Below are 26,721 nucleotides of genomic sequence, written 5' to 3'. Positions count from 1 at the left end.
ATTTCCGGGCAAACTGGTCTAGCCGCGTATTCTGGCACTCCAGACTTTAAACAAAAGATGAGGGACCGCAGTTCGCAGCCCCTTGTTATTTTAATTTTTGAGGGGAAAAATTATGAAAAGACGTGATTTTCTTAAGGGTGCAAGTGTTGCAGCAACTGGCGTCGCCGCTGCTTCTGCTCTGGCAGCTCCGGCTGTTGCTTCCGACAAGATCAAGTGGAAGATGGTCACCTCGTGGCCAAAGAACCTTCCGGGGCCTGGCGTTGCAGCGCAGATGCTTGCAGACCGTATCACCATGCTTTCCGGTGGCCGCATTGAGGTAAAACTCTATGCAGCTGGTGAGCTGGTTCCGGGTCGTGGTGTGTTTGATGCAGTATCGGAGGGAACTGCTGAACTTTACCACTCTGTTCCGGCATATTGGGGCTCTAAGTCCAAAGGCTTCCTGCTGTTCGGATCTCAGCCATTTGGTTTGACCGCTGATGAGCAATATGGCTGGATGGCGCATGGCGGTGGTCAGGCGCTCTACGATGAGATGTATGCCCGCTTTAATCTTAAGCCGTTCCTGTGTGGCAACTCTGGCCCACAAGCAGCTGGTTGGTTCCGCACCGAAATCAACTCGGCTGAGGACCTGAAAGGTCTACGCTTCCGTACCACTGGTCTTGCTTCTGAGATGTGCACCAAGATGGGCATGGCTGTTCAAGCAATGGGTGGCCGCGACATGTTCCAGGCACTGCAGACAGGAACACTGGATGCAGGTGAGTTTATCGGACCTTGGACTGACTCTGCTCTGGGTTTTTATCAGGTTGCCAAGAACTATTACTTCCCAGGTGTGGGCGAGCCATCTTCGGCTGAAGAATGTGCTGTGAACTCTGAGGCTTACAGTGCACTCCCAGATGACTTGAAGCAAGTTGTCGCGTTTGCATGCTCGTCGCTCTACAACGATGTTTGGACTGAATACACCACCAACCATGCTAAGGCTCTGAAGATGCTGGTTGCGGAAAAAGGTGTCATGGTTCGCAACATGCCAGAAGACGTTATTCTGGCAATGGGCAACGCTGCTGGTGAAGTGATTGGTGAACTGCGCCAGAACGATGATGAGTTGGTAAAGCGCATCACTGAAAGCTTCCTCACCTACCGTGAATCCATGAAGGAATACAAACCTCTGGCAGACAACGGCCAGATGAATATGCGCCTTCTGGACATCAACTACGGTTAAGCTGCAGTCTTCTGGCTAACTCCCGGTTTGTCAGAATTTTCCGCGCAATACTCAGTCGGGGTACATCACCCCGGCTGCTCTCCTGCTTTCGTCAGTTTAGTGCGTCCCTTTCTCCGAAAATCAGTATCTATTTTTCGAAGGGGCGCTCTAGAAAGCCAAGAAAAAACTCTGGCCTGATCGGATCCCACCGATGACCTCTGTTGTTTTGAAACTCGACGCTATCAACCGTCTGGTTGGTCATACCATTCGCTGGTTTGCGTTGTTTATGCTGCTTTTACAGTTCGCGATTGTTTTGCTGCGTTATCTGTTTGGCATCAGCTACATCTTTCTCGGCGAAGGCGTGCTTTACATGCACGCCGCTGTTTTCATGCTTGGCGCGGGCTACACGCTTCTGGCTGACAAGCATGTGCGCGTCGACATCTTTTACGGGCAGGCCTCTCCCAAGGCCAAAGCCATTATCAACCTGATCGGTGCTTTGCTCTTTTTGCTGCCAACTGTTGGGCTGCTGCTCTGGATCAGCTGGCCGTTTGTTTACAACAGCTGGAAGATCCTAGAGGGGCCGATCTCTGTTGGCGGCATTCCTGCGAGCTTTCTGCTTAAGAGCCTTATTCCAGCATTCTGCGGCCTTCTGATCATTCAGGGTGTTTCTGGTATTTTGCGCGATGGCCTCTTCTTGTGTGGTGTTGATATTGAGGAGCCAAAGCTGTGATTGAGTTTCTCGATATCTTTATGTTCGCGGGCCTGTGCTTTGCGATTTTGCTGGGTTACCCAGTTGCCTTCACGATTGCTGGTGTTGCCGTTCTCTTCGCTGTTCTTGGCGCGTTGGCTGGCACGTTTGATACAGGCCTACTGGGTGCGCTTTCGCAGCGCATTTTTGGCACGATGACAAACAACGTGCTGACTGCGATCCCGCTCTTTGTGTTCATGGGCCTGGTGCTTGAACGCAGCCGCATTGCAGAGGATCTGCTGGAAGAGATGGGCAAGCTGTTCGGTTCTCTTCGTGGTGGTTTGGGTATTTCCGTTGTGCTTGTTGGTGGGTTGCTCGCAGCTTCCACTGGTATTGTGGGTGCAACTGTGGTGACGATGGCGCTGATTGCATTGCCCACCATGCTGCGCAATGGTTACGATCCGAAACTTGCTGCTGGCACGGTTTGTACAGCTGGCACTCTCGGGCAGATCATTCCGCCCTCAACACTCCTGATCATCCTTTCTGAGGTGATGTCCAACGCCTATCAGCAAGCCCAGTTTGCTGAGGGCAAGTTCACGGTTGAGACAATCAGTGTGGGGCAGACGTTTGCTGCAGCGCTGGTGCCCGGATTGATGCTCGTTGGTGTTTACATCGTCTACCTGCTTGTCCGCGCTTATCTTCAACCTAGCTGTGCGCCTGCTATGGACAAACAAGCGCTGGGTACAACTTCAGTGCGGCGGATTGCATCTGTGCTCATTCCACCGGTGGCTCTGATTATTGCCGTTCTGGGCTCAATTTTGGGCGGTGTTGCGACACCAACGGAAGCTGCTGCGGTTGGTGCTGTTGGCGCTTTGCTGCTTGCTGGTTTCCGGCTGAGCAACGGCAAATCCAACCTCTTGCTCGGAGCCAGTGTTGTTGCGTTGCTGGCGGTGATTACGCTTGCAGGCTTCACCACCATTCGCTTGCAAAAAAGCGAGCTGACTGCTGCGGATTGGGGCTTGGCGTTTGTTGCGATTGTGCTGTTGACCATCGGTATCAGTGGTCTGCTGCAAAGCGTGATGCGCATGTGGCGATCTCAGCTGTTGGCGCCAGTGATGACCAATACGCTCTCCATCTCAGCGATGATCTTTGCGACCATCATTGGAGCGAGTGTGTTCTCGCTGATTTTCCGCGGCCTTGGAGGTGATACACGCATTGAAGAGCTGATTTCTGCGATGCCTGGTGGAGAGATGGGCGCGCTGCTGTTTGTGATGGCGTTGATTTTCGCACTAGGCTTCTTCATGGACTTTGTTGAGATCTCGGTGATCTTGCTGCCAATCGTTGGCCCTACTCTGCTTATGATGGGCTTTGATCCAATTTGGCTCTCCGTGATGATCGCCATCAACCTGCAGACCAGCTTCCTGACACCACCGTTTGGCTTCTCACTGTTTTACCTGCGCGGGGCAGCGCCGCCTGAGATCACAACAGGCATGATCTACAAAGGCGTGCTGCCTTACATCCTGTTGCAGATAGTCGGAATGGGGCTCGTCTGGTTCTTCCCTCAGATTGCGACCTGGTTGCCCTCGGTCTTATTCTGATCGCAGAGTATCCTTGGAAACTGGGAAAGGCTGGATATAGCGTCCAGCCTTTTTTATGGGCTCATCTCCATAAAGCTCTCCGGTGGAATCCAAGTTTCTGGCATATGCTTGTTCGCCCATCGGCACATTTCCTGAAGCACAGGTAGGATGTCCCTGCCCCGATCAGACAGCAGATACCGATAGCGTTTGGGATTCGTTTGATAGAGTTCTTTGACGACCATACCAGCCGCTTCCAACTGATTGAGGCGGACGGTCAGAACGCTGGTTGTGATCTTTTCCGGCGAGCTTAAGAACTCAGAGAAAATCTTTTTCCCATTGAACATGTCCCGCAGGATCAGGAGACTCCAACGGTCTCCCACAATATCCAGCGTATTTGCGATCGGGCAGCCGGAACGGTTTTCGGTTGACATACCGCCAATCTCTCCTATTGTGAATAGTGACTTGCAATTTACAAGTTACCAAATCATCCCTCAACTCTGATTAAGGATAGTATCATGGAAAGCGCATTTACAGGGTCCTGCCTTTGCGGGAATGTACAGCTGAAATCAACAATGAAGCCGCAGATGGCCGCACATTGCCACTGTGATGATTGTCGCAAGTCATCAGGAACAGGGCACTGTACTCATGCAGCCCTGCCCAAAGAAGCGGTTGAAGTGACTGGGGAGCTCACATTTTTCGACAAGCCAGCAGACAGTGGAAACGTGGTCACACGGGGCTTTTGCCCAACCTGCGGAAGTGCTGTTTACTCACTCAACTCATCCATGACAGATCTGATCTTTGTGCGCGCATCTGCTGTTGATCAGCCGGAGGTCATCGAGCCTCAAGTAAACGTGTATTCCAGCAGAGCGCCGTCCTGGGATGAGATTGATCCAAAGCTTCCAGCTTTCCCGGAAATGCCTCCGCAAGGCTCACGAGACGTTATTGAAGAAGGCGTTAGCAGCTAACGCTTCATTCCTGTGATGCAGGTGCGCGTTCACCCCCAACGTAGCGCGGCCTGTTTTTCTAAAGCAAATAGAAACGGGGGGAGCAATGCTCCCCCCGTCGCAGGCAATTCAGAGATTAAGGAAGAAAACTCTCTTACATTGCCAAGGAGATAAAGATACCCGCGATCGCTGCGCTCATGAGGTTGGAGCAAGTTGCTGCCAACAGAGTGCGAGGACCGTACTTCGCGATGAAGTTCATGCGGTTTGGAGCCAGAACACCCAGACCACCGATAAGAATACCCATGGAAGAGATGTTTGCGAAGCCGCAGAGAGCGAAGGAAACGATTGCTTTGGTCTTTTCCTGAATAACCGGCAGACCCATGTCCATTGCTGTGGCATCGACGAGGTAGTTCTTCAGGTCGAGGTACGCTACGAACTCATTTACGACCAGCTTCTTACCGATCAGAGAACCTGCAACACCGATGTCAGCCATTGGAACACCCAGCAGGTAAGCGATTGGAGCGAAGATCCAGCCGAGGATCATTTCCAGAGACAGGCTGAAACCAGCCAGATCACCAACGCCGCCGAGGATCAGGTTCACCAGAGTGATGAGACCGATCATTGCAACAAGGTTTGCACCGATCGCACCAGCAAGCTGAAGACCATTCATTGCGCCCTGGCCAGCAGCAGCCAGCACGTTTTCTGGCTTTTCGTCGCCAAAGTCAGCGCTTGTGTCGACTGTGTGGTTCACTTCCTTGGTTTCAGGCATGATGAGTTTTGCAAAGAGCAAACCGCCTGGTGCAGCCATGAAGGACGCAGCCAGCAAGAATTCGATCTTAACACCCATCAGCGCGTAACCACCAAGAACGGTACCAGCAACAGACGCCATACCACCACACATGATAGCGAAGAACTCACTATCAGACATCTTAGGCATGTAAGGCTTCACAACCAGTGGAGCTTCTGTCTGACCAACAAAAACGTTGGAAACTGCAGACATGGATTCTGCCTGAGATGTGCCAAGCAGTTTCGCCATGCCACCGCCAATGACACGAATGACGACCTGCATAACACCGAGGTGGTACAGAACTGCAATCAGAGCGGAGAAGAAAATAACGAGGCAAAGCACGTTGAAGGCAAACACGAAGCCAACAGTTTCAGAAAGTGAACCGTTGGTGAGGTTGCCGAAAAGGAAGTTAACGCCGGAACGACCACTGTCGATCACACCGGAAATGCCCTTTGACATTGCATGAAGAATAGCACGGCCAGCTGGAACGTAGAGCACGAAAGCGCCGATACCAATCTGTAGAGCCAGCGCACCACCTACGGTGCGGAGATTGATCGCTTTGCGATTGGTTGAAACCAATACAGCAATAACAATCAGTGTAGCGATGCCAAGAAAACCTGTTGCGAACATTATGAGCTCCTCCCAGAGGCTCTGAGGTAAGTTGTTGATTATGGTTGGGGAGAAATTTGAAGCGCCGGAAGGCGACTAACCGTACCCACCTTCACGTGGACAGTTGAGATGGCCACCCGCATCCAACAAATGCTTTGTCATTGAAAAACAATGCAAAACACCTGCGATTGTAGAACCTTCTGGAGCTTCATCGGGAACTGTCAGCGCTGAGGACATATACACGGTGGGAGTTCGTGCATACGAGCCGTCAATCTCTGTGAAAGCGCGGCATACGACAGGCGCAGTACACTCACCTTGCGTAGGTGCGAATGTGAACTGACCCGATTGCATAGTTTGCCTCACCTTTTATTTAATTCCCTTTGGTGAGGGCAACCTAGTTGCCTGAGAGGCAATTATTAAGTTTTTTAAATATATCAATCGTTTCGAACTTCGAAACAAACTAGAAAATATTACGTAGAAAACCACGCCACATACGGATTATTTCGTAGATTATAGTTCTTACAGAACATATAGAATAAAAATAGTAGAACTTTAAGAGCTAAAACCTAGAACAAAATAAGAATAACAAAACAAGTTCATGCACGATCTAATCACATCAGGCCGCATTACTTTGCGAATGCTGCGTTACTTCCATCAAGTGTCAGTAAGTGGGCACTTTGGGCGTGCGGCAGAAGAGCTGCATATTTCTAAGTCACCGATGTCCATACAAATCAAAGAGTTGGAGGTTGCCCTTGGTCTCTCTCTCTTTCAGCGTGACTCTCGAAATGTTTCTCTGACTGCTGCGGGGCGCGTGCTGAAACGTGAATGCGAGCAGATTTTCAACACATTGGATTACGCCATCACCAACACCCAGCGGCAGGGACGTGCGGAAAACTCGACCCTCAGCATCGGGATGGTGAGCAGTGCCTTTCTGGATGGATTTGCGAACCTGCTCTCTGATTTCAAGAGCAAACATCCAGATTGTTCTCTGAATTTCACCGAGTTAGCGCCCAATCAGCAAAAAGACGCGCTGGATGGTGGCATCATTGATCTGGGTATCTGCCGCTATGGCGATACACTCAATGAGCCTGCCTTAAACTCAAAAGTATTGGTGAGAGAAAACCTTACACTGGCAGTGCCTAGCACGCACCCTCTCAAGGATCGCAGGGTGGTGGGACTGGAAGAGCTAAAAGATGAGGAAATGGCTGTTTTGGACCGGAGCATGTCCAACTCGACGCCGTTTTTGATTGCAAGATGTAAAGATCAGGGCTTCTACCCTAAAGCTGCCTTTGAGGTTCAGGAGCCAAGTACCTTGTTGGCGCTGGTTGCTTCTGGTCAGGCGATTGCTTTAGTCAGCGACTGTTTTCGTAGTCAGAAATCCAAGAACGTACGTTTCATTCGCTTGAAGGAAGACATTCCGGCAGACCTTTGCGCAATTTACAAAAAGAACTATGAAACCGATATATTGCGTAAGTTTCTGCAGTTCATCGAGTTTGACTACAAACCGCAGATTGATGAGAACTGAGGGAAGCCTATATGTCCCCTCAGTTTATGACCTAAGCAGTTTCCTGTTCAGAGATGCTGACGTCCATCCGCTTTCCTGTATCAGCATTGAAGAGATGTACGCCTGACAACGTAAGCTCCACGTAGACCTGGTCACCAGTTCGGCGCGTTATCTCCGGGTCTTCGCGAACAACCATTTGCTCGCCAGTTTCCAACTCAACATGCACGTAAGTGGTGTCCCCCAGATACTCTTCCAGTAAGACTTCTGCCTTCAGACAGCTCTCCCCTGCTTCATCGTGCAAAATGCCGTGAGACGGACGGATACCGAGTGTGACATTTGTCGGGACGACCGAGGCCTTGTTGGAGATTGGAAGGAGTGTTCCATCTTTCAACTGCGCACTGTTTTCACTCAGTTTTTCCAACTGAAGGAAGTTCATATTAGGGGAGCCAATGAAACTTGCCACAAACAGGTTTGCTGGTCGCTCATAAAGATCTCGCGGTGTCCCGACCTGTTGGATCTCGCCATCATTCAGAACCACGATACGATCTGCCAGTGTCATCGCCTCGACCTGATCGTGGGTCACGTAAACCATAGTTGCTGACAGGCGTTGATGAAGGCGTGCGATTTCCAACCGCACTTGTCCACGCAATGCTGCATCCAGATTTGAGAGAGGTTCATCAAACAGGAAAATCTTGGGATCTCTCACAATTGCACGGCCAATTGCAACACGTTGGCGCTGTCCACCTGAGAGCTGAGAAGGCTTTCGGTCCATCAAGGCGTCCAGTTCCAGAGCCCGAGCGCTTTCTGCAACGCGATCCTTGATTTCTGCCTTTGAGTATCCTGCTTGCTTCAGGACCAGCTCCATGTTTCCTCGCACGCTCAGATGCGGATAGAGCGCATAGGTCTGGAAAACCATAGCAATCTCACGCTTGGACGGCGGCAGGTGTGCGATGGATTTGCCTTCAATGGCGATATCGCCCGCGCTTTCGTCTTCCAGCCCTGCCATGATGCGCAGGAGTGTGGACTTTCCGCAGCCGGATGGTCCGAGCAAAACGAGGAACTCACCGGATTGGATATCGAGATTGATACCATCCAGTACGTTTTCAGCACCAAAAGACTTGTAGAGGGATGAAATTTTCAGATTAGCCATATTACAAGTCCAGTTTCTGAGCTGTGCCAGTGCGCACCGCCTGATCTGCCGCCAGTACGACAGCCAGAGAATTTACCGCTGCATTCATGTGATCTTCTAAATCCAGCCCTTCACGGATAGCTGAGAGCACAAAGGCCTGCTCGCGATCACACAAGGCTTGATGCCCCGGTTCACCATCCATGCTGAGTACATCGTCTTTGCGTGTAAACTCGCCGTTCGCATCCGTTGCGCCGTAATGAACCCGGATCGTGGAGGTTTTTGTGTGCATGTCGATGTCGTCTGAGCGAGCTTCACCTTCCATGACAATCGAGACGCTGCCATTCTTGGAGACGACATCTTTTACGAAGAACGCAGTTTCCGACATCATCGGGCCCCACCCAGCCTCGTACCAACCGACGGAGCCGTCCTCGAACAGGACTTGCAGATGGCCGTAATTGTACATGTCCTCGGGAAGTTCATCACTCAAACGCACGCCCATGCCACGCACTTCAACGGGCTTTGCATCGGTGATCTGACACATGACATCGATGTAGTGCACTCCGCAGTCCACGATGGGCGATGTTGTTTGCATCAGCTGTTTGTGGGTTTGCCATGTTGCGCCGCTGGATTGCTGATTGAGGTTCATGCGGAAGACGTAAGGCCCGCCCAGTTTGCGCGACTGCTTTATAAGGGTTGTCCAAGATGGGTGATGGCGCAGGATATAACCAACCACCAGTTTACGTCCCAGCTTGCGAGCAGTTTCTACGACACTCTGAGCATCTTCCAGAGTGGTTGCCAGTGGCTTTTCTACGAACACATCTGCCCCTGCTTCCATCGCCATAACCGCATATTCAGCATGGCTGTCTGAATAAGTGCAGATGGAGACAAGGTCGGGTTTGGTTTCGACCAGAACCTGCGCGAAATCAGATTGGATAGTGTAACCACCCAACTCTTCAGGCAATTCCACCGGTGATCGATTGACCAGCCCTACGATCTCAAATCCCGGATTGGTCTCATACGCCAGAGCATGGGATTTTCCCATGTTTCCTAGGCCAGCCACGAGCACGCGGATAAGTTTGTTACTCATTTGACTGCTCCAGATGTTAGGCCGCGAATGAGTTGGCGTGAAAAGAGCGTGTAGAGAATGAGGACCGGAATGACTGCCAGCGCCATAGCCGCGAGAATTGCATTCCAGTTGTTGGAATATTGCCCAACAAACACCTGAGCGCCCAGTGTGAGTGTTTTGGTATGCTCTGCGGGGGCCAGAACGAGTGGGAACCAGAGATCATTCCAAATCGGGATCATGGAGAAGACAGCCACTGTTGCCATTGCGGGCCTGATGAGAGGCAGTACGAGGCGTAAGAAGATGGAGTATTCTGAAAGGCCATCAATACGACCAGCAGATTTGAGGTCTGATGACACTGTCGACATGAACTCGGAGAGAATGAAGATCGCCAGTGGCAGGCCTTGCGCTGTGTAGACCAGTATGAGAGCCCAATGCGTGTTCACGAGATCCGTTGCGACCATCAAGCGGAGAATTCCGACAGTTCCCAGACGGATCGGGATCATAATGCCCAGTGCCATATAGAGGCCCATGAGGCGATTGCCGCGGAACTTGTATTCACTGAGCGCAAAGGCTGCCATTGCCCCAAACAGGAGAATGAGACACAAGCTCGCGCCGGTCACGAACAGCGAGTTCCAAAAATACAGCGGAAAATTGCCTTGCTGCAGCACCGTTGAATAGCCAACCAGATCCAGTGTTTCGGAAGTTGGGAACTCCAGAGGCTGGCGGAAGATCGCTTTTTTGGTTTTGAGCGAGTTGATGAGAATGAGGAGAACCGGGAAAAGCGCGATCACTGCAAACGTGAGCAGGATTACATGCGCTCCCAGTTCTGCCATTCGGTTTCGTCTTGCACGAGAAATAGCCATTTGCGCCTCACATCTCGTAGCGGGTCAGCTTGCGCTGAATAAAGAAGAGATAGACAGCAACACCCATCAGGATGATGAAGAACATCACCGTTGCAATGGCGGCGCCCATGTTAGGATCACCGGGTTGCAACTGTTGCCCGTAAAACGTTCGATACAAGATCGTGCCCAGCAGGTCTGTCGAGAAGTTTGGCCCCGCAAGCGGCCCCTGCGTGGTGTAGATCAAGTCAAATGCGTTGAAGTTGCCTACGAAGGTTAAGATGGAAATGATGCCGATGGTTGGCAGGATCAGGACCAGCTTGATCTTGAAGAACTGGGAAATGCCGGTCACGCCATCACATTCAGCTGCTTCAATCACCTCATCAGGAATGGAGAGAAGTGCAGCATAAATCAGCATCATTGGAATACCGATGAACTGCCAGACAGAGATGAGTGAAAGCGTGGTCAGCGCTGTTTCCTCTTTACCGAGGAACGGTAGATACCAACTGCCAACCCCGACAGACTTCATCAGACCTTTGGAAACGCCCCATAGCGGGGAGAGCATGAGCTTCCAGACGAACCCGACGACTACGAAGGACAGAAGGGTCGGCATGAAGATGGCTGTGCGATAAAACTTCTTGCCCGGCAGATGCACCATGGAGAGCAAAGCCGCAATCAAGACACCGATCGGATTTTGCACGAGCATATGGATCAAGAAGAAATAGCAGTTGTTCCAAAGCGAATTGAGGAACGGCTTGACCCAGTACGGATCGAAGAACAGCTTGATGTAGTTTTCCAAGCCGACAAACGAGATCACTTGCGTGGTCGTATCTCTTTGGAAGAACGAAAAGCGCAGGGTTTCGGCCAGCGGCAGGATCATGATCATCGTGTAAATGATGACTGCCGGTGCCAAAAAGACAAGTACATGCCAGCGGAACGGCTTCTTCTTCCGCTCACTGACCATAAGGTCCTGTTCCAATTCCATCATCTCTCATTGCAATGCAGATGCGCGGGTCAATCCGCACATCTGCTGTTTTGTATTCAGTCAGAGAGATGGCTTAATCCATCTGAGGTTCGTACCAGGCGCTCAGCCCCTTCTGAAGCTGGTTCGCTGCATCCGCAGGTGTCTGCTTGCCATTGATGACGTTTGCAGACACAACCCACATTTCGTTCCAGAGGTTTGGAGTACCGCGAGAAACGATCTGTGCCGCAGAGCGGTTGGTGGACTGACAGTCTTTACGCCAGGAGATGAACTCGTCCGCCAATGGATCAGTGAGCGAGATCTCATGCTTGGACAAAGAGAAGAAGCCCGGCACAGCGTTGGAATAGAGTTCTGCGAACTCTTTGGTGCCCATCCACTCAAGGAACTTCATGGCAGCTTCAGAATTTGGCGAGGCCGCATTCAGGCCAATGCCGATGTCAGTGTGGTCTGAGATGTAGCAGCTGTCACCCTCTGCTGGCAGAGGTGGGCGGAAGGCGCCAAGCTCGAAGTCTGAATCGCGGTTGAAGCCTGCAATTTCCCAAGAGCCTGATGGATAGATTGCAGCGCGCCCCAGTGTGAACAGGGTCTGGCTGTCCGGATAGGATTGAGCTTCATAGCCGTCACCAAGGTACGGCCCCCAGCTTGCCAGCACTTCAAACGGCTTTACCCAGCCATCATCCGTCAACTTGCCGGTGCCAGCAACGACTGCCTTACGACCTTCCTCACCTTTCCAGTACATTGGGCCAATGTTCTGATAGCCCATTGCAGCGGATTCCCACTGATCCAAAGTGCCCATCGCCATTGGGATGTAATTGCCGTCTTCCTTGATCTTATCGAGAACAGCAATGAACTCTGCCTGAGTTTTCGGTGGTTCAACACCGACTTCAGCAAAAGCATCCTTGTTGTAGATGAAGCCGTGGATCACAGCGGCCATTGGCACACAGAAGGTTGCGCTGCCATCATCTGTGCTCCACGCCCCTTTTGCTGAATCCGGGAAGTTGTCGAGGGTTGCCATGCCCTGCAGGTTCTTCAGGTAACCTTTGCTGTAAAGATCCAGCGACCCATCGAACGGACGGCATGTGATCAGATCACCAGCGGTTCCACCTTCCAGCTTTGCATTCAGTGCAGCGTTGTATTGCGTTGGAGCTGTTGGCGAGAATCTGATTTTGACCTCTGGATGCGTCTTCATAAACGCAGGCAGAATGGTTTCCTGCCAGATGCTCAAGTCGTCGTTACGCCAGCTCTCAATTGTCAGTTCTGAAGCAGCAAAAGCAAAGGATGCGGAGCCCAAAAGCAGGGATGCAGCAATGCCTGATGACAAATAGTGTTTCATTATTTCCTCCCATAACAAATAATCGAATACCGCCTTGAAAAACCGTCGGTATCGCAACTCGCCTGCCCCCCAGCGGGCGAATATTCCTGTTGGCGCATTACGATCTAAGCGGATCGCAATGCGCGCATAAATCAATCAGGTTGATGTAACCCAAGCGCCCGAAGAGATTCTCCCAAATCTCCCTGAGTTTCATTCAATACATTGGTGGCCTGTTGTTTTGTTGCTCCCAGCACCAGCAAGACAGCCAGTTTAATCTGACTTCCGCTTTCATGCAGGGCCGCAGCGGCTTTTTCCTGAGAGCAAGCGGTGAGTGAGACCACCATGTCTTTGGCGCGCTGATCAAGCTTGATGTTGGTCAGCTGCATATCCACCATGTAGCCGCGATATACCTTCTTCAACCGCACCATAAGCGCCGTAGAGAACAGGTTGAGCGCCGTTTTTTGGCTGGTGCCTGCGGATAATCTGGTTGATCCTGCCAAAACTTCAGGACCCGTCCTTAACAGGATTTCATGCTCAGCATCGGCCAGTAACGGGCTTTGTGGATTGTTCGCCAGTGATATGGTCAAAGCCCCCGCGCCTCTGGCGGTTTGAATGGCAGAGCGGGTAAAAGGTGTGGTGCCGCTTGCTGCAACACCTAAAACGACATCAGAAGCGCCGACATTATTCTCCAAAATGAAAGCACGGCCTGCTTCTTCGCTGTCCTCAGCGCCTTCCTGCGGGCGTAACAATCCAGCTTCGCCGCCTGCCAGTCCATAGATCAGGCGATGCTCTGGCCAGCCAAATGTAGGGATGAGTTCAATGCCATCCAGAACGCCCAGTCTGCCTGAGGTCCCTGCGCCGACGTACACAAGTCTACCTTCGGTTCCCTGCAGTCTTTGGGCAGCAGCATCCACTGCGGCTTCCAGCTCTCCCAACGCAGACCAGACAGCGTTGAGAGCTTGCATTTGCCCCCCCAGCAAGGCCTTGAGAACTTCGTCAGTCCCCCATGTTTCCAAGCCCGCATAACGTGAAGATCTTTGCTCGGTTTCACGCCACTCCTGCGGATTGGAATGTTCTGGAAACCCCACTTTTTTGGATATGCTGGACACGAGACTCTCCCTGATACCAATAGCATACCAACAACTCGCAATATGGCAATGATATATTAGATAAGACCCGTAATTTGAGTAAATCCAATAGATTTCTTGCAGTTACCTGTGACAGTTGCAGGCCACAGGTATTGTTTTGGATCTAGTTTTCTTCACCATCAATCCCAGCGCGCTTCTTCTTCACGGCGCACGAAGACAACCTGACGCCCATCTGGCAGCAGTTGGCTGATTTGGTCTGGACCGCCGTGTTCATCAAACTCAACTAATCCAATGCCACTTGCATTCAGCAGGCGTCGACCATGATGTGTGCCCACTGGCTTACGCGGAATAACCTTCATGCCGCGCCGTCTTGTTAGCCAGTTCAGCGGTGAACGCGGTGCATAGAGCCAGCGGTTCAGGTGATCGAGTTTGTCGAGCAGTTTGGCTGGGAACTCGTTTTTGATGCCACTGCTGCAGATTTGCCAGATGTCAGGTCCACGAGAATGTCCGCGCAACTCAACATCGTAAACAAAGGAGTAGTGCACATCACCGGAAAGGATCGTAAAGCGATCTGGCGTTTTGCGGTGGCGGAACACGTTCAAAATGCCATCTGCAGTTCCGGGATGTGCCATCCAGTATTCTGCATCCACCATGAGCGGTTTGCCCATGAACGTGAGCAGCTTTTGCAGCGTCTCGATCAACTTGACGCCAAAGATCGGAGCTGCAGACACGAGCAGCACAGCGTCTTTTCCGCGTAAAGCGCGCTGTAAATCCGTGACGGCTTCCCAATCCAGTAGGCCAGAGGGCAGATAACCTGCACGCTCAGATCTCCAACGCCGTGTGCGCGTATCCAGCACCAGCAGTGGTGGGTCTAGTTCCCAGTGATAATCCCAATTTTCAAAGGTAAAGAGATGGTCCAAGAACTCGTCATAGCTGCGAGTGCCCGGCACTGTAATGGCCTGTGTCATCTCCTGAAGTGTTCCACCAGAAAACGCTTCTGGTCGGTTACCCCACCCTTGGTTGAGCATATAGGCGCATAAGGCGTTACCTATGACCCGGCGGGAGAACGGATGTCCGTAGGCAGTCTCTTCCCAATCACGATTGAGGTTCCAATCATCGGTGACATCATGGTCATCAAAGATCATCGCGACTGGAAGGTGTGCAAATAGGCGGCGAACCTGACTGAGACCAGTAACAAACTCCTTCAGGATTTTCTGCTCACTCTGGTAGAGCCCTGTTTCTTCTTGCGTCAGTCCTTCAGGAACGTCTGTCTCAACCAGCTCCCATACTGCTGGAGACCAGACGAGGAGATACATTGCCAAGAATTCAGCCAGTGTGATCAGATGGTTATGGGCATGATCGGCAGTAAAGATTGGCTTTTCTACGCCACCGAACAAAACAAGCCAGAGCTTCCGGTTCTTCTCCAGACTTGGGAGAAACTTTTCGCGGCGGTAGTAGGTGTCACCATGCCGGTAGAGGTCTGATGCCTTATCAGGCACTTTGCTTTCCAAGCCCGCCAGCTGTTCTTCAGTGATACCGAGTTTTTCGATGAGTACATGGATAGCCCGCAACATGGGGCCTGCAACGTCATCTGAATAAATCTGATCCCCACTCATCACGAGGGCAGCTGGCCATTTTTCCTTATTAACTTTGGTGCCGTCCTCAGCCCTGATGTGCTTTGCCAGAAACTTATCCGCTGCGACCAGACCATCGCCGGATTCGTGATGTGGTTTGCGACAGGATCCATGTAGAAGTGAGGAAACTTTTGAGCTTAGCAGAAAGCCAGGAAGCTCCTGATTTTCATAGCAAAGATCCGGAGCCCATACAGAATGATCTTGCCAGCCAGTCTCCTTGTCGTCCTCCATACGTAGTGCAAGGCGATAGCTGATCCAGCTGTCTTGCGGGAGTGGGTTTTGGAGAGGTAGATCGATCAGGAGGTAGTGTAGATGCCCCCCTGCTGAGATCAGGTTTACCTCGGTTTGCGCTTTCGTCAGCTCGTAGGTTTGTGGTTCGCCACCTTGTGGGAACAAGTCCAATTTTACATCTGCCGGTGCGCGCAGTGCGAGCCAAAACGTCAGACGTGAGGTTTCCAGTCGCCGCAAGATTGGGCCAGCTAAAACGGATGGGAGAGAACAGGTTTCAAGCATTCGTTGATATTATTTTTCGCGATATCCAGATGTGAAATTCTTAGATGAGAGATAGGTATGCAATCCTCAAAAGCCAATATGGATCAGCAACTCTCTTCTCTGAAAGACCAAACTACAAAAGATTTCTGAACCCCGCCTGAACCGAACCTGCCTTGACAGTAGTTCATAATCGTTCTAGCAAAATCATGTATGCAGGGGAGTCTCACCAAGGAGACTGAGAGGCTGACAGAGCGCAAGCTCGGCGACGCGACCCTTAGAACCTGACCCAGTTGATACTGGCGTAGGAAGCACGGGTCGCGGGGCCTGTTTGAAGGGCCAGTGTAACAACCGCGATCTTAGCAGCAGAAGTTCTTTCTGCCGTTTCCCAGCCAAAACTCATCTGGTGTCTTTTTCGAGTTATAAACTTGAGGAGCACCATAATGACGACGCCAAACCCATCCATCACCACTGGCGCCTTGCCAGCAGCGCGTAAAATCTACGTTCGTGGCAGTCTGCACGAAGACGTGCTCGTGCCCATGCGCGAGATCAGCGTTCACCCAACAGCAGGCGAGCCTCCCCTCCCAGTCTATGACAGTTCCGGCCCTTACACGGATCCAACGGCAACAACGAATATTTCTGAAGGTTTGCCCGCTTTACGACGCAAGTGGATTGAGGCACGTGGTGACACGGAAGAGTATGATGGCCGCGAGATTAAGCCTGAAGACAATGGCTTTGTAAAAGGCGATCGGCTTGTTCCTGAGTTTCCGGTAAAGCCTCGCCCATTGCGCGGGAAAGGTGATAAAGCTGTCACCCAGCTGGCCTATGCCCGCGCTGGCATTATCACGCCGGAGATGGAGTTCATCGCCATCCGCGAAAACCAGTTGCGGGAAGCGGTTGTAGAAGAGCGGTGTGGCAATGACTGGGGTGCGAGCATCCCTGACTATGTGACACCGGAGTTTGTACGTGATGAGGTGGCTACTGGCCGTGCGATCATTCCGTCAAACATCAATCACCCTGAGAGTGAGCCGATGATTATTGGCCGTAATTTTCTGGTCAAGATCAACGCCAACATGGGCACGTCTGCTGTTACCTCCTCCATGGAAGAGGAAGTCGATAAAATGGTCTGGTCGATCCGCTGGGGAGCGGACACGGTGATGGACCTGTCTACGGGGCGTAACATTCACAACACCCGTGAGTGGATCATTCGCAACAGCCCTGTACCAATTGGGACTGTCCCGCTTTATCAGGCACTTGAGAAGGTGAATGGCATTGCCGAGGATCTAACGTGGGAGATTTTCCGCGACACGCTGATTGAACAGGCAGAGCAAGGGGTTGATTACTTTACCATTCACGCAGGTGTGCGCCTGCACATGGTGCCAATGACCGTCAATCGCGTGACCGGCATCGTCTCCCGTGGCGGTTCCATCATGGCCAAGTGGTGTCTGCATCACCACAAAGACAGCTTCCTCTATGAGCACTTTGACGAAATCTGCGATATTTGCCGCCAGTATGATGTTGCCTTCTCCCTTGGTGATGGATTGCGTCCGGGTTCCATTGCAGATGCCAATGATGAAGCGCAGTTTGCAGAGCTGGAGACACTTGGAGAACTTACCAAAATTGCGTGGGCCAAGGATTGTCAGGTGATGATCGAAGGGCCGGGCCATGTGGCCATGCACAAGATCAAAGAGAACATGGATAAACAGCTGGAATGCTGTCATGAGGCACCGTTCTATACGCTTGGGCCCCTCACTACCGATATCGCACCCGGTTATGACCACATCACCTCCGGTATTGGCGCTGCGATGATCGGGTGGTTTGGCTGTGCCATGCTTTGCTATGTGACGCCCAAAGAGCATCTGGGATTGCCGGACCGGGATGATGTAAAAACCGGCGTGATTACCTACAAGATTGCAGCTCATGCAGCTGATCTTGCCAAAGGCTTGCCAGGTGCCCAGCGGCGGGATGATGCCTTGTCTCGTGCTCGCTTTGAATTCCGCTGGGAGGATCAGTTCAACCTCTCTCTCGATCCCGATACTGCGCGAGAGTTCCACGATGAAACCCTGCCGAAAGACGCGCATAAAGTGGCCCATTTCTGCTCTATGTGCGGACCTAAGTTCTGTTCCATGCGGATCTCCCATGACATCCGCGCAGAAGCGCAAAAGGAAGGTATGGAGGCCATGGCAGCCAAGTTCCGCGAAGGCGGCAAGTTGTACCTGCCACTTGAAGGGACAGAGCAGTGATTACGATTGCAGGAGCCGGCCTTGCGGGGCTGGCTTCCGCCTATGAGCTAGCAAAGCGCGGTGCATCCGTCACTCTCTTTGAAAAAGCCGAGCAGCCGGGTGAAAGCAGTGTTGCACGGTTTGCAGGTGGCATGCTTGCCCCATTTTGCGAGCGGGAAAGCGCAGAAGAGAAGGTCATCACCCTCGGCGGTCAGGCGGCAGATTGGTGGTCACAAGTCACCACAGTCACTCGCCGAGGGACGCTTGTTGTGGCTCCATCTCGTGATCAGGCAGAACTGACCCGTTTTGCACGGCGAACCTCACACTTTGCTGAGGTAAGCGGTCAAGCAATTACAGAACTGGAGCCAGCATTGAAAGGGCGGTTCGAGCGTGGGCTGTATTTTGCAGAGGAAGCGCATCTGGACCCAAGACAGGCTCTTGATGATTTGGCCACTGCTGTTCAGAGCCTTGGAGTAGAGATCCGTTTTGGTACCAGCGCACCTCCTGAGGTTGATCTCAACTGCACAGCCACAGCTGCTAGCCTTCCTGACTTGCGGGCTGTGCGCGGTGAGATGGCGATTTTGCATTGTCCTGAAGTTCAGCTGTCTCGTGTCATCCGGCTCTTACACCCACGCATGCCGCTTTATCTGGTGCCGCGGGCGGATGGGTTGTTCATGATTGGCGGGACTATGGTGGAAAGCAACTCTGACCGCCCTCCTACCCTGCGGTCCCTTACAGAAATGATGAGCGCAGCTTTTGCCATTCACCCTGCTTTTGCCGAGGCTAGCGTGGTCGAAATTGGAGCGGGGTTGCGGCCTGCTTTTCCAGACAACCTACCTCGACTGGTCGAGCATGACGGATCCCTTCACCTCAACGGCCTCTACCGCCATGGCTTCCTGCTTGCGCCAGCATTGGCACAACAAGCAGCACACCATCTTTTAAAGGAGACCTGCACATGAAGATTATCGTGAATGCGGAACTACGCGAGGTCACCAACGAAAACTTGGCCGATGCTCTTACTGAACTGGAGTTCACCAGCCCCGCTATCGCGACGGCTTTGAACGGCAGTTTTGTTCCTCGTGAGGACTACTCTGAGACATCCCTTTCAGAAGCCGATCGATTGGAAGTTCTTGCCCCTATGCAGGGAGGGTAACATGCAGCTTTACGGTACAGAAATCAGCTCTCGGTTGTTGCTCGGAACAGCACAATACCCTTCTCCTACGGTGCTACAAAAAGCAATTGAGACCAGCAGAGCAGAGATCATCACGGTCTCTTTGCGGCGCGAGACGGCGGACGGGTCCGGTGCGGGCTTTTGGGAGTTACTGAAAGCTAGCGGCTGTACGATTCTGCCCAATACTGCTGGATGCCATAGCGTGCAAGAAGCTATTGTGACCGCGCAGATGGCTCGCGAGTTGTTTGGGACTGACTGGATCAAGCTAGAGGTTATCGGCAACTCAGATACTCTGCAACCTGATGTGTTTGGATTGGTCGAAGCTGCGAGGGTTCTCTGTGCAGATGGTTTCAAGGTGTTTCCATACACAACTGATGACCTTGTGGTCGGCGAAAAGCTGTTGGAAGCCGGGTGTGAACTGCTGATGCCATGGGGCGCACCCATCGGCTCAGGTCAGGGCCTGCGGAATCCCGATGCTTTGCGAGCCATGCGGGCGCACTTCCCGGATGTTCCTTTGATTGTGGATGCAGGTATAGGACGGCCCTCTGACGCCACGCATGCGATGGAGCTTGGCATGGATGCTGTTCTGCTCAATACCGCAGTTGCAAAAGCAGGTGATCCGGCTTTGATGGCTCAGGCCATGGCGCAAGCCATTGAAGCTGGGCTCAACGGATACATCGCAGACCCAATGGACCCGCGCGACATGGCTGTGCCTTCGACCCCAACCCTCGGCATGGCGGAGTTGATCTGATGGAACGGTTTTATTTGATTACCGGGGATGTCGATTGGATTAAAAAGCTCGTCCCCTATGGTGTGAGGCTTGTACAGCTCCGGATCAAAGATCAGTCTGAAGAGGTCATACGACAGCAGATCACCCAAGCTCGCGACTTTTGCAGACAACATGGTGCTCAGCTGGTCATCAATGACTATTGGGAACTGGCGTTAGAGCTTGGCTGTGACTTCGTACATCTTGGGCAGGAAGACATGGACAGCGCGGACTTTGCAACACTCCGGAAAGCTGGTGTTCGCTATGGCCTTTCTACCCACGATGAAGCCGAGTTAGATCGCGCCCTCTCCTTCAAGCCTGAGTACGTTGCTTTGGGGCCGGTCTATCCAACCAAGCTGAAGAAGATGAAGTGGGCGCCACAAGGCTTAGAGCGGGTCAGCCGCTGGAAAAAAATGGTTGGAGAGACACCTCTTGTTGCCATAGGCGGATTAACGCCAGAACGACTTGCGGGCGTGTTTGAAGCTGGTGCAGATAGCGCAGCGGTGGTGACTGACATTCTTCAAGCACACGACCCAATCGCTCGCACTCAGGAATGGGTGGAGGCTTGTAAGCAATGACACGTTATGACCGCCAGATGATCTTGCCTGAAGTTGGAACAGCAGGACAAGAGCGGTTGCGAGCCGCTCATGTTCTTGTCGTAGGAGCCGGAGGTTTAGGCTGTCCTATTCTGCAATACCTTGCTGGTGCTGGTGTGGGTATCATTACGATTGCCGATCCCGATGTGATTGAGGAGAGCAACCTGCATCGGCAGCCCTTGTACTCACTCGCAGATGTGGGGGAGAGCAAAGCCTATGCGGCGGCAGCTCGGTTACATGGATACAATCCAGAGGTGGAACTGCGCGCCCTCAACGTTGCTCTGGACCCTACGAATGCGGGTGAACTGGTTGCTCAGGCAGATATCATCGTGGATGCAGCTGATACGTTTGCAGCCTCTTACACGCTCTCAGATGAGTGCTACCGACAAGGCAAGCCGCTTATCTCAGCCTCCGCGCTTGGAACATCCGGTTATCTCGGAGGCTTTTGTGGCGGTGCGCCGTCTTTGCGAGCGGTGTTCCCTTCCCCTCCAACCAACTCTGCTAATTGTGCGAGTGCGGGAGTTCTCGGGTCTGCAGTCGGGAGCATCGGAGCAATGCAAGCACAGATGACTTTGGCAGTACTGCTGGACTTTTCTCCCAGTCCGTTAGGTCGTCTCATCACGGTAGACTTAAAGAGTTTTGAGTTCGGTGGGTTTTCATTTCTCAACGCCAAAGAACCAGACTGGCAAGCACCCTTTATCTCAATGGGAGGCATAAGCTCCAAAGATATTGTGGTTGAGCTTCGAGATACATCGGAAGCACCGCAGCCTATTTGCAAAACCGCCTTGCGTCTTACCTCCGATGACCTCGACCGGCACGACTTCACCCCTGCGCACCGTATCGTCCTTTGTTGCCGCACAGGCCTGCGCGCATGGCGTGGCGCACAGGTACTTACAGAGCGAGGGTACAAGGATGTTGCTCTGATTGCAGATGTAGGGATCTGAGAGTCCTCATAATCTCTCCAGATTACAGGTGTCTGCACCGCGTTCGATGAGGTCTGGTACGAAGAGTTTTTGGAGGTTTATGGGATCCTCACCGCCAATTAAGTCCAGCATGAACTTGCCCAGCGTTTCGCTTGGCTTTGATATCGGGAGATAACATGTCGTAGTTGGCGGTGAGAAGTACTGCGATACGTTCAGGTCATCTGTCGCAATGACAACGGCATCCCGCCCATGCACCATCCCACGCACCTGAAACCCTGACAGCACCCCCATCGCGGTTGCTTCATTGGCGCAGACATAAGCCGTCGGCGGCTCTTCAAACATGGACATTTCAAAAAGCTGTTCTCGTCCAAATGCCGGGGTTAAGCGTCCATTAGCGAGTAATGCGGGGTTGAAGGCAATGCCTGCTTTCGACAACGTAGCTTTGTAGGCTTCAATACGGTTTTGCGTATAGTTCAGCTCTTCGCTGGCATTAATCATTGCGATACGGTGATGGCCTTTGGAAAGCAGACGCTCAACACAGATCGTCACAATACGGCGGTTGTCGGTATCAACAAAGGCATGGGGTGCGCTGGCATCACTGGTTCCGTAGGTAACAAACGGAAAACCCTGTTCCTGCATGAAGCTGATGCGTGGATCATTTGCTCTCGTCCCAGAGATGATGATGCCATCGGCTTTCTTGTTTTGAACGATGCGTTTTATAACTTCGAAGCTGTCCTCAAAACTGGCGACCTGATGCTGCACAACTCTGTACGGCGTATGCTCGATTGCACGCGAGATTCCGCTAATCAGCTGAGTGTAACCAACGCCTGCCCATTCGTCGTCGTCAGGTGACGCAATGACCGTGATCATGGCGATCTGATAGGTCTTGCCAGTCCGGAGTTGAACTCCACTGATGTTGAGTTCGTATCCCAGCTCTTTGGCCGCTTGCAACACCTTATCACGCGTACGGGGGCGTACCTGCGGTGAGGCATTGAGCGCTTTCGACACTGTCGCCGTTGAAAGCCCGGTTACCTTAGCAATTGTTTTAATTGTCGGTCTTTGCGCCATGGGTTACTCAAGCTGAGGTCAGTTGCGCTTTGGAAAGCACATTCTGAAAACGAAGATAAACAGCAGATGTCCAAGCGAAAGCTTGGTCGCGTAGTCCTGTTCCAGTTAAGGCATCAAAGTTTTCTGCCATTCCTGAGGCTTCACAAGTTCTCATGAACCGCTTTGCCAGCTCGTGAGCCAGCCGGATTTCACCTTGTCGGCATAAACCGTCAAAAATCAGTAATGTAGTTGGTGCCCATATGGGACCACGCCAATACCCATCGGCCTCATAATACGCGCTCTGCGGGTTTTCTGTAGCAGGTCCCCACTCAGTGAGGAAGCCCTGAGCATTGAACCTTTCTACGAGTTTGTCTGCAATCTCTCTTGGCAGGTCACTGCCAAGCAACAGAGGCATAAACTGCGCCAGGCTGGTATCCGGCAGGACAAGATCTGGTTGAGCTGGTTTTCGAAACACGAAGCATTTGCCGTTCCAGAGTTGTTTTATCATTAAGTTTCTGAGCTGAGTCTTGATCTGATCAAACTTGTTAGCCATGTGTGGTTCTTCGGCGCTGCGATAGAGCTGTGCGATGCAGTTGGCCGTCAGGCATAGGAATGTCGGCAGGTCTGGTCCAACAACCGGGCCACCATGATCAAAGAAACTGGCATTATCCCAGCCACTGTCGTTGCCGTGAAAGTAGCCGGGAAGCTCCTGTTCATTTGCACGGGTATGTGTGAGCCAATAGCTGAGCTGCTTCTCCATCTTGTCTCTGAGATACACAAGCTGATCTGAGCTGAAACAATCACGATAGGCTTCCAGAATATGCAGGATTGCCCAGCCGTGGACCGGTGGTTTTGTGAAGGCAAAAGAAGCGCCAGCATCGTGCACAAAATCCGGTAGTAGTCCACTGTCATCCTGCCAATCGAAAATCGCAGCAAACTGGCTGAATGCCAAATCTGGGTCGATGGCAGCAAGCCCGATTGCAGAAAAAGCGTTGTCCCAGCTCCATATGTTGATCATATGGTTCTTAGACATGTAGGTAGACGGATGCGTTAAGGCTCCCTCTGCGGGGACCGTATTCGCCCAAAGGAGGTAGGTGGCAGGTTGCGCTGCTTCACTTTGGTCTTGCTTACCATGCCAGTTGAAAAAGGCTTGCCGCGATGCTGTCTGAGCTTCTGCGAAGGATGGTCTTGCAAACTCGGGACACAGGCGACGGTGAAGGATTATACCGCCCTCAAACTGCTCTCCAGAAAAGGTCAGGGCAACATTGTCTGCATGATCTCGTCGCCAGTTGCCTTCAACAACAGCATTGCCAACTGTTGTGAATGGTGTCAGGCGCAGGTTCTCACCTGCAGCAACGATGCACTGATCCCCGTTGGGATGTTGGAAGGCATAATCATAACGAGACCCTTCCAAGGCGAACTTCAGAGTGACACCCTGCCCTTTGAGATGGAGCAGCTCTCCTTGACCAATGCAGAGGCTGACATCTCCCAGCTTTTGCGTGTTGAAGAATAGCTCAACATCCAAACGATATGGAGACAACGTGAACCGAGGGATGAGCACAGTACCCTCGTCACTTAGAAACACCAGCTTGCACAAGCGGCCCTAAATCCACCTCTAGTTAGCAAAGATAACGCGCTTGCCACTCTTTGTAGGGGCATGCCCTAGAGAATCCTTGTCAGAGTTGTGGATGTATTTCCTATTTAGTAACTTTTGCTCTTCCACAGATAGTGGCGCGTTATTATGAGTCTTTTCGTCAATTAATTTTAGCTCATCAGGTATATCGGTCAGCCCTTGGATGGGATTTGCTGGTTGCTCTGTCAACGTACCGACTTCATCTTCGTGCTGGATTGGTATTAATGGTACATTACTGGATACAGCATAAGCATGCATTTTATGTAGTGCTATTTGTGAGAGCGCCCCATCGACATAGTCGCGCTGCATAGTCGCTTCGAAAATCTCATCATTTACTGACTTCTGAGTAATTCGTCCATTCTCGCCTTCATAGGTGCACTCTTTAACTTGGGCTGAATAGTAGGCATCGGTTGTTTCACAAAACGGATCGTCTACGGAACCGATCCGCCCTTCGTCGATAGCGCGCTCAACTGCACTTGGGTTTGTACCAAGATCAACCTCGGTCCCCCCCGACAAATAACCTCCACCGATGTCCGAATGGGAACCATAAAGACATTCTTCAATATGATTGCCTTGGGTTTTCACCTCTGGTACTTCACAGCCTACCGGGCTTGACAAAATCGATTTTAGAGCGAAGTTCTTCCTGCGCTCGTTGATTGCAGTAAGATGAACGACCTTTCTTTCCGCAATACCAACTGGCAAATGAAGTAAAACACTACCGTGGTCGTTATTTTGTGGCGAAAAATCAAAGTGCCTAGGTGACGAGATAGAAGGAACAGTGTCGAATAGGCCTATAAACTGCAGTTTAGTTGGGATTTCATGAAATACGCTATATAGAGATTTATCACCTCTTACTTTTAAGTACATTACGCGGCGCTTTTCCCCCTCCATGTTCTGTTTTGTTTTTGTTCTGTTATATCCCATAGGTCGCGCCGTCTTGTAATATGGACCGTAGATCGCTTGCAACAAATTCAGCACATGAGCGTAGTGACGCGCTGCTGCAGCTCCTCGGGAGAAGCCAAAAACATCAACTTCAATTCTAGTAATATTATAGGAGGCATATGCACTTACAAATTCCCAAGCCTGCGGAGCTCCCTTTTCCGATTTTGCAAGTACACCATAATCGCCACTGCCAGAGATTTGTCCGTTAGGAGAATCAATGTTTCCAGTGTCCGTTCCAATTCCTTCGATATAGTAGTTACCGTAGATGTATGTTTCATCTTCCACGTTTTTCTGGCTATGCGAGGAAGGATATAGACGGTGAAGCTTCCATATATTAGTATAGTCTGATTTATAACTATCTGAAGTTAATGGCATATTATCAATGCCCGGCAGTTCACCTCCTGCTAGACGAGTACTTACATTGTAAGCATTGTTGCCGGTCCCATCAAAAAATAAGCCAATCCGCAATACAAATTTACAGGTTTCGCAAATAGAACGCTTGTCTTTTAGTAATTGCTCCGTCATCTGTTATTCTCTATCGGAGTTACATTACGGTTCTCACTTGTATAAAGCAGTCCTGAAAACACTATTTGTGTTATTAGCGCGCTCACAAGAAATACTACCATCAATATAAAAGATATAGATTTAGTAAAATAACTATAATTTCCACTTTTGAGAAGAAAAAAATACCATACCATCAATATAAAAATAATAAAATTATAATAAAATATCAAATATTCTCCAGATAAATACTTGATATTACTCAATTTCATTACATCAAAAAATAATAAAATAGGATTTATTGATGTAAGATCTATAAAGAACACACTCCCAAACGGAATTGCTACTAAGAGTAGTACAAACATAGTGCCAGCTAAAGTAAATCTTGGAACTCTATCTTCTTTGTTCGTCATCTATTCCTCAGATAATGTCATTTTTATAATTAATACGTTTGTTTTAAATACTCATTCAATTCACCAACAGTTTCTACTCCATTCGCAATAGCTTCTTTAACTTGATCTCTAGCAAAATCTTGTGCACCAGCAAAGGTTGTAATACCTATTTGCGGCAAGGCTTTTGCCTTCAAGAGATCATGCGCAATTTTTGCTACAAACAACTCCCACTGCATATCCTCAAACGCTTTTTCCTGAGCCTTGCGGATGAGGGTGATGTGTCCCTTTGGTCGTTCGTTGGTTTGTGTGGAGCTTTCTGTAATTACCGTCATGTGTGCGAGTTGACGGGTTTGCATGTTAAAGCGGCCTGCTTTGCAATGCTGCCCCGATGTAGGTGCTGTAAAATGCCAAAGCTGCAGGGCATTACACAGGCTGGGCTCCTCACACCAATCCTCAGCAATGAAGTCAGTAATTGGTCCGAAGAATGCCTGTGTTTCTGCTGGGTTTGTAGAGAGCAGCCAGACGCGCAGAACAGCCGGATCAAAAAACCGGAACCGAACCTGTTTGTCGGCGACGCCTTATGGACAAATCGATCGATTTGAGTAATGGAGTGTTTTGGCCCATGATCACTAGATTAGGAGTGAACAATGGGGCAATACACAAGGACCGCCAGCGCTGCAGCTGAGAA

The 26,721-nt window shown here is 51.2% G+C and carries 24 protein-coding genes and 1 riboswitch; of the genes, 11 read left to right on the top strand and 13 right to left on the bottom strand.

Going from position 1 to position 26,721, the window contains the following annotated elements; all coding sequences use genetic code 11:
- Window positions 1-112 precede the first annotated feature (112 nt).
- From PsAD26_RS04335 to PsAD26_RS04325, 3 genes are all read left to right on the top strand, one after another.
- The gene (locus PsAD26_RS04335) at window positions 113-1,213 is read left to right on the top strand and encodes a TRAP transporter substrate-binding protein (RefSeq protein WP_063309423.1); all 1,101 of its coding nucleotides are present in this window, start codon (window positions 113-115) and stop codon (window positions 1,211-1,213) included.
- A 190-nt stretch (window positions 1,214-1,403) separates the two neighbouring features.
- On the top strand, window positions 1,404-1,922 hold the full coding sequence (locus PsAD26_RS04330) for a TRAP transporter small permease subunit (RefSeq protein ID WP_063309422.1): 519 nt from the start codon (window positions 1,404-1,406) through the stop codon (window positions 1,920-1,922).
- On the top strand, window positions 1,919-3,478 hold the full coding sequence (locus PsAD26_RS04325; protein ID WP_084403568.1) for a TRAP transporter large permease subunit: 1,560 nt from the start codon (window positions 1,919-1,921) through the stop codon (window positions 3,476-3,478). Before PsAD26_RS04330 ends, PsAD26_RS04325 begins: the two co-directional genes overlap by 4 nt.
- A 53-nt stretch (window positions 3,479-3,531) precedes the next feature.
- Here PsAD26_RS04325 and PsAD26_RS04320 read toward each other — a convergent pair whose 3' ends face one another.
- The gene (locus tag PsAD26_RS04320; RefSeq protein WP_063309421.1) at window positions 3,532-3,888 is read right to left on the bottom strand and encodes a helix-turn-helix domain-containing protein; all 357 of its coding nucleotides are present in this window, start codon (window positions 3,886-3,888) and stop codon (window positions 3,532-3,534) included.
- Between the two features lie 84 nt (window positions 3,889-3,972).
- Between PsAD26_RS04320 and PsAD26_RS04315 the strand changes: the two genes are divergently transcribed.
- The gene (locus PsAD26_RS04315; protein ID WP_063309420.1) at window positions 3,973-4,422 is read left to right on the top strand and encodes a GFA family protein; all 450 of its coding nucleotides are present in this window, start codon (window positions 3,973-3,975) and stop codon (window positions 4,420-4,422) included.
- Window positions 4,423-4,555: 133 nt separating this feature from the next.
- Here the strand turns inward: PsAD26_RS04315 and PsAD26_RS04310 are convergent, their stop codons facing one another.
- Window positions 4,556-5,818, bottom strand: coding sequence for a NupC/NupG family nucleoside CNT transporter (locus PsAD26_RS04310; RefSeq protein WP_063309419.1), 1,263 nt, complete (start codon window positions 5,816-5,818; stop codon window positions 4,556-4,558).
- Between the two features lie 577 nt (window positions 5,819-6,395).
- On the opposite strand from PsAD26_RS04310, the gene PsAD26_RS04300 reads away from it, so the two are divergent.
- On the top strand, window positions 6,396-7,322 hold the full coding sequence (locus PsAD26_RS04300) for a LysR substrate-binding domain-containing protein (RefSeq protein ID WP_063309417.1): 927 nt from the start codon (window positions 6,396-6,398) through the stop codon (window positions 7,320-7,322).
- Window positions 7,323-7,353: 31 nt separating this feature from the next.
- Here PsAD26_RS04300 and ugpC read toward each other — a convergent pair whose 3' ends face one another.
- The 7 genes from ugpC to PsAD26_RS04265 all read right to left on the bottom strand — a co-directional run bounded on the left by ugpC (window position 7,354) and on the right by PsAD26_RS04265 (window position 15,864).
- On the bottom strand, window positions 7,354-8,451 hold the full coding sequence (gene ugpC / locus PsAD26_RS04295; RefSeq protein ID WP_063309416.1) for a sn-glycerol-3-phosphate ABC transporter ATP-binding protein UgpC: 1,098 nt from the start codon (window positions 8,449-8,451) through the stop codon (window positions 7,354-7,356).
- Window position 8,452: 1 nt separating this feature from the next.
- A complete protein-coding gene (locus tag PsAD26_RS04290) occupies window positions 8,453-9,517 on the bottom strand; it encodes a Gfo/Idh/MocA family oxidoreductase (RefSeq protein ID WP_063309415.1) in 1,065 nt (354 codons plus the stop codon).
- A complete protein-coding gene (locus PsAD26_RS04285) occupies window positions 9,514-10,353 on the bottom strand; it encodes a carbohydrate ABC transporter permease (RefSeq protein WP_063309449.1) in 840 nt (279 codons plus the stop codon). Before PsAD26_RS04285 ends, PsAD26_RS04290 begins: the two co-directional genes overlap by 4 nt.
- A 13-nt stretch (window positions 10,354-10,366) precedes the next feature.
- Window positions 10,367-11,323 (bottom strand): sugar ABC transporter permease, encoded by a 957-nt coding sequence (locus tag PsAD26_RS04280; RefSeq protein ID WP_244278147.1) that lies wholly within the window; start codon window positions 11,321-11,323, stop codon window positions 10,367-10,369.
- A 70-nt stretch (window positions 11,324-11,393) separates the two neighbouring features.
- A complete protein-coding gene (locus PsAD26_RS04275; RefSeq protein ID WP_063309414.1) occupies window positions 11,394-12,650 on the bottom strand; it encodes an ABC transporter substrate-binding protein in 1,257 nt (418 codons plus the stop codon).
- A gap of 131 nt (window positions 12,651-12,781) precedes the next feature.
- The gene (locus PsAD26_RS04270) at window positions 12,782-13,738 is read right to left on the bottom strand and encodes an N-acetylmuramic acid 6-phosphate etherase (protein WP_084403567.1); all 957 of its coding nucleotides are present in this window, start codon (window positions 13,736-13,738) and stop codon (window positions 12,782-12,784) included.
- 158 nt (window positions 13,739-13,896) lie between these two features.
- Window positions 13,897-15,864, bottom strand: a complete 1,968-nt coding sequence (locus PsAD26_RS04265; RefSeq protein WP_063309413.1) for a hypothetical protein — start codon at window positions 15,862-15,864, stop codon at window positions 13,897-13,899.
- Between the two features lie 183 nt (window positions 15,865-16,047).
- A riboswitch (TPP riboswitch) is annotated at window positions 16,048-16,168 on the top strand.
- A gap of 115 nt (window positions 16,169-16,283) precedes the next feature.
- Here PsAD26_RS04265 and thiC point away from each other — a divergent pair.
- From thiC to PsAD26_RS04235, 6 genes are read left to right on the top strand one after another with little or no spacing between them, the layout of a single operon-like run.
- Window positions 16,284-18,083 carry a phosphomethylpyrimidine synthase ThiC gene (gene thiC / locus PsAD26_RS04260; RefSeq protein ID WP_063309412.1) on the top strand — a complete coding sequence of 600 codons (1,800 nt, stop codon included), beginning with the start codon at window positions 16,284-16,286 and terminating at the stop codon, window positions 18,081-18,083.
- Window positions 18,080-19,021 carry an FAD-dependent oxidoreductase gene (locus tag PsAD26_RS04255; RefSeq protein ID WP_063309411.1) on the top strand — a complete coding sequence of 314 codons (942 nt, stop codon included), beginning with the start codon at window positions 18,080-18,082 and terminating at the stop codon, window positions 19,019-19,021. Before thiC ends, PsAD26_RS04255 begins: the two co-directional genes overlap by 4 nt.
- Window positions 19,018-19,215, top strand: coding sequence for a sulfur carrier protein ThiS (gene thiS / locus PsAD26_RS04250; RefSeq protein ID WP_063309410.1), 198 nt, complete (start codon window positions 19,018-19,020; stop codon window positions 19,213-19,215). Before PsAD26_RS04255 ends, thiS begins: the two co-directional genes overlap by 4 nt.
- Before the next feature lies 1 nt (window position 19,216).
- Window positions 19,217-19,984, top strand: coding sequence for a thiazole synthase (locus PsAD26_RS04245; protein ID WP_063309409.1), 768 nt, complete (start codon window positions 19,217-19,219; stop codon window positions 19,982-19,984).
- Window positions 19,984-20,577 carry a thiamine phosphate synthase gene (locus PsAD26_RS04240; protein WP_063309408.1) on the top strand — a complete coding sequence of 198 codons (594 nt, stop codon included), beginning with the start codon at window positions 19,984-19,986 and terminating at the stop codon, window positions 20,575-20,577. The genes PsAD26_RS04245 and PsAD26_RS04240 overlap by 1 nt, the downstream gene beginning before the upstream one ends.
- Window positions 20,574-21,539: a HesA/MoeB/ThiF family protein gene (locus tag PsAD26_RS04235; protein WP_063309407.1), complete on the top strand. Its 966-nt coding sequence runs from the start codon at window positions 20,574-20,576 to the stop codon at window positions 21,537-21,539. Before PsAD26_RS04240 ends, PsAD26_RS04235 begins: the two co-directional genes overlap by 4 nt.
- A 6-nt stretch (window positions 21,540-21,545) precedes the next feature.
- Here PsAD26_RS04235 and PsAD26_RS04230 read toward each other — a convergent pair whose 3' ends face one another.
- The 4 genes from PsAD26_RS04230 to PsAD26_RS30130 all read right to left on the bottom strand — a co-directional run bounded on the left by PsAD26_RS04230 (window position 21,546) and on the right by PsAD26_RS30130 (window position 26,389).
- The gene (locus PsAD26_RS04230; RefSeq protein ID WP_063309406.1) at window positions 21,546-22,586 is read right to left on the bottom strand and encodes a LacI family transcriptional regulator; all 1,041 of its coding nucleotides are present in this window, start codon (window positions 22,584-22,586) and stop codon (window positions 21,546-21,548) included.
- A gap of 7 nt (window positions 22,587-22,593) precedes the next feature.
- The gene (locus tag PsAD26_RS04225; protein WP_208985507.1) at window positions 22,594-24,126 is read right to left on the bottom strand and encodes a trehalase family glycosidase; all 1,533 of its coding nucleotides are present in this window, start codon (window positions 24,124-24,126) and stop codon (window positions 22,594-22,596) included.
- A 54-nt stretch (window positions 24,127-24,180) separates the two neighbouring features.
- Window positions 24,181-25,665, bottom strand: a complete 1,485-nt coding sequence (locus tag PsAD26_RS04220; protein ID WP_063309405.1) for a DUF2235 domain-containing protein — start codon at window positions 25,663-25,665, stop codon at window positions 24,181-24,183.
- A gap of 418 nt (window positions 25,666-26,083) precedes the next feature.
- The gene (locus PsAD26_RS30130; protein ID WP_063309403.1) at window positions 26,084-26,389 is read right to left on the bottom strand and encodes a hypothetical protein; all 306 of its coding nucleotides are present in this window, start codon (window positions 26,387-26,389) and stop codon (window positions 26,084-26,086) included.
- Window positions 26,390-26,721: the final 332 nt, after the last annotated feature.

The sequence above is a fragment of the Pseudovibrio sp. Ad26 genome, from assembly GCF_001623285.1.
Classification (GTDB): domain Bacteria; phylum Pseudomonadota; class Alphaproteobacteria; order Rhizobiales; family Stappiaceae; genus Pseudovibrio; species Pseudovibrio ascidiaceicola.
Note: the sequence above shows the minus strand (reverse complement) of the source record. Positions and strands in the feature narration are given on the sequence as shown.

Bases quoted from the DNA above. Each gene is read 5' to 3' on its own strand.
- PsAD26_RS04335 (WP_063309423.1), top strand. From the start codon at position 113: ATGAAAAGACGTGATTTTCTTAAGGGTGCAAGTGTTGCAGCAACTGGC.
- PsAD26_RS04330 (WP_063309422.1), top strand. From the start codon at position 1,404: ATGACCTCTGTTGTTTTGAAACTCGACGCTATCAACCGTCTGGTTGGT.
- PsAD26_RS04320 (WP_063309421.1), bottom strand. From the start codon at position 3,888: ATGTCAACCGAAAACCGTTCCGGCTGCCCGATCGCAAATACGCTGGAT.
- PsAD26_RS04315 (WP_063309420.1), top strand. From the start codon at position 3,973: ATGGAAAGCGCATTTACAGGGTCCTGCCTTTGCGGGAATGTACAGCTG.
- PsAD26_RS04310 (WP_063309419.1), bottom strand. From the start codon at position 5,818: ATGTTCGCAACAGGTTTTCTTGGCATCGCTACACTGATTGTTATTGCT.
- PsAD26_RS04300 (WP_063309417.1), top strand. From the start codon at position 6,396: ATGCACGATCTAATCACATCAGGCCGCATTACTTTGCGAATGCTGCGT.
- ugpC (WP_063309416.1), bottom strand. From the start codon at position 8,451: ATGGCTAATCTGAAAATTTCATCCCTCTACAAGTCTTTTGGTGCTGAA.
- PsAD26_RS04290 (WP_063309415.1), bottom strand. From the start codon at position 9,517: ATGAGTAACAAACTTATCCGCGTGCTCGTGGCTGGCCTAGGAAACATG.
- PsAD26_RS04280 (WP_244278147.1), bottom strand. From the start codon at position 11,323: ATGATGGAATTGGAACAGGACCTTATGGTCAGTGAGCGGAAGAAGAAG.
- PsAD26_RS04275 (WP_063309414.1), bottom strand. From the start codon at position 12,650: ATGAAACACTATTTGTCATCAGGCATTGCTGCATCCCTGCTTTTGGGC.
- PsAD26_RS04265 (WP_063309413.1), bottom strand. From the start codon at position 15,864: ATGCTTGAAACCTGTTCTCTCCCATCCGTTTTAGCTGGCCCAATCTTG.
- thiC (WP_063309412.1), top strand. From the start codon at position 16,284: ATGACGACGCCAAACCCATCCATCACCACTGGCGCCTTGCCAGCAGCG.
- thiS (WP_063309410.1), top strand. From the start codon at position 19,018: ATGAAGATTATCGTGAATGCGGAACTACGCGAGGTCACCAACGAAAAC.
- PsAD26_RS04245 (WP_063309409.1), top strand. From the start codon at position 19,217: ATGCAGCTTTACGGTACAGAAATCAGCTCTCGGTTGTTGCTCGGAACA.
- PsAD26_RS04240 (WP_063309408.1), top strand. From the start codon at position 19,984: ATGGAACGGTTTTATTTGATTACCGGGGATGTCGATTGGATTAAAAAG.
- PsAD26_RS04235 (WP_063309407.1), top strand. From the start codon at position 20,574: ATGACACGTTATGACCGCCAGATGATCTTGCCTGAAGTTGGAACAGCA.
- PsAD26_RS04230 (WP_063309406.1), bottom strand. From the start codon at position 22,586: ATGGCGCAAAGACCGACAATTAAAACAATTGCTAAGGTAACCGGGCTT.
- PsAD26_RS04220 (WP_063309405.1), bottom strand. From the start codon at position 25,665: ATGACGGAGCAATTACTAAAAGACAAGCGTTCTATTTGCGAAACCTGT.
- PsAD26_RS30130 (WP_063309403.1), bottom strand. From the start codon at position 26,389: ATGCAAACCCGTCAACTCGCACACATGACGGTAATTACAGAAAGCTCC.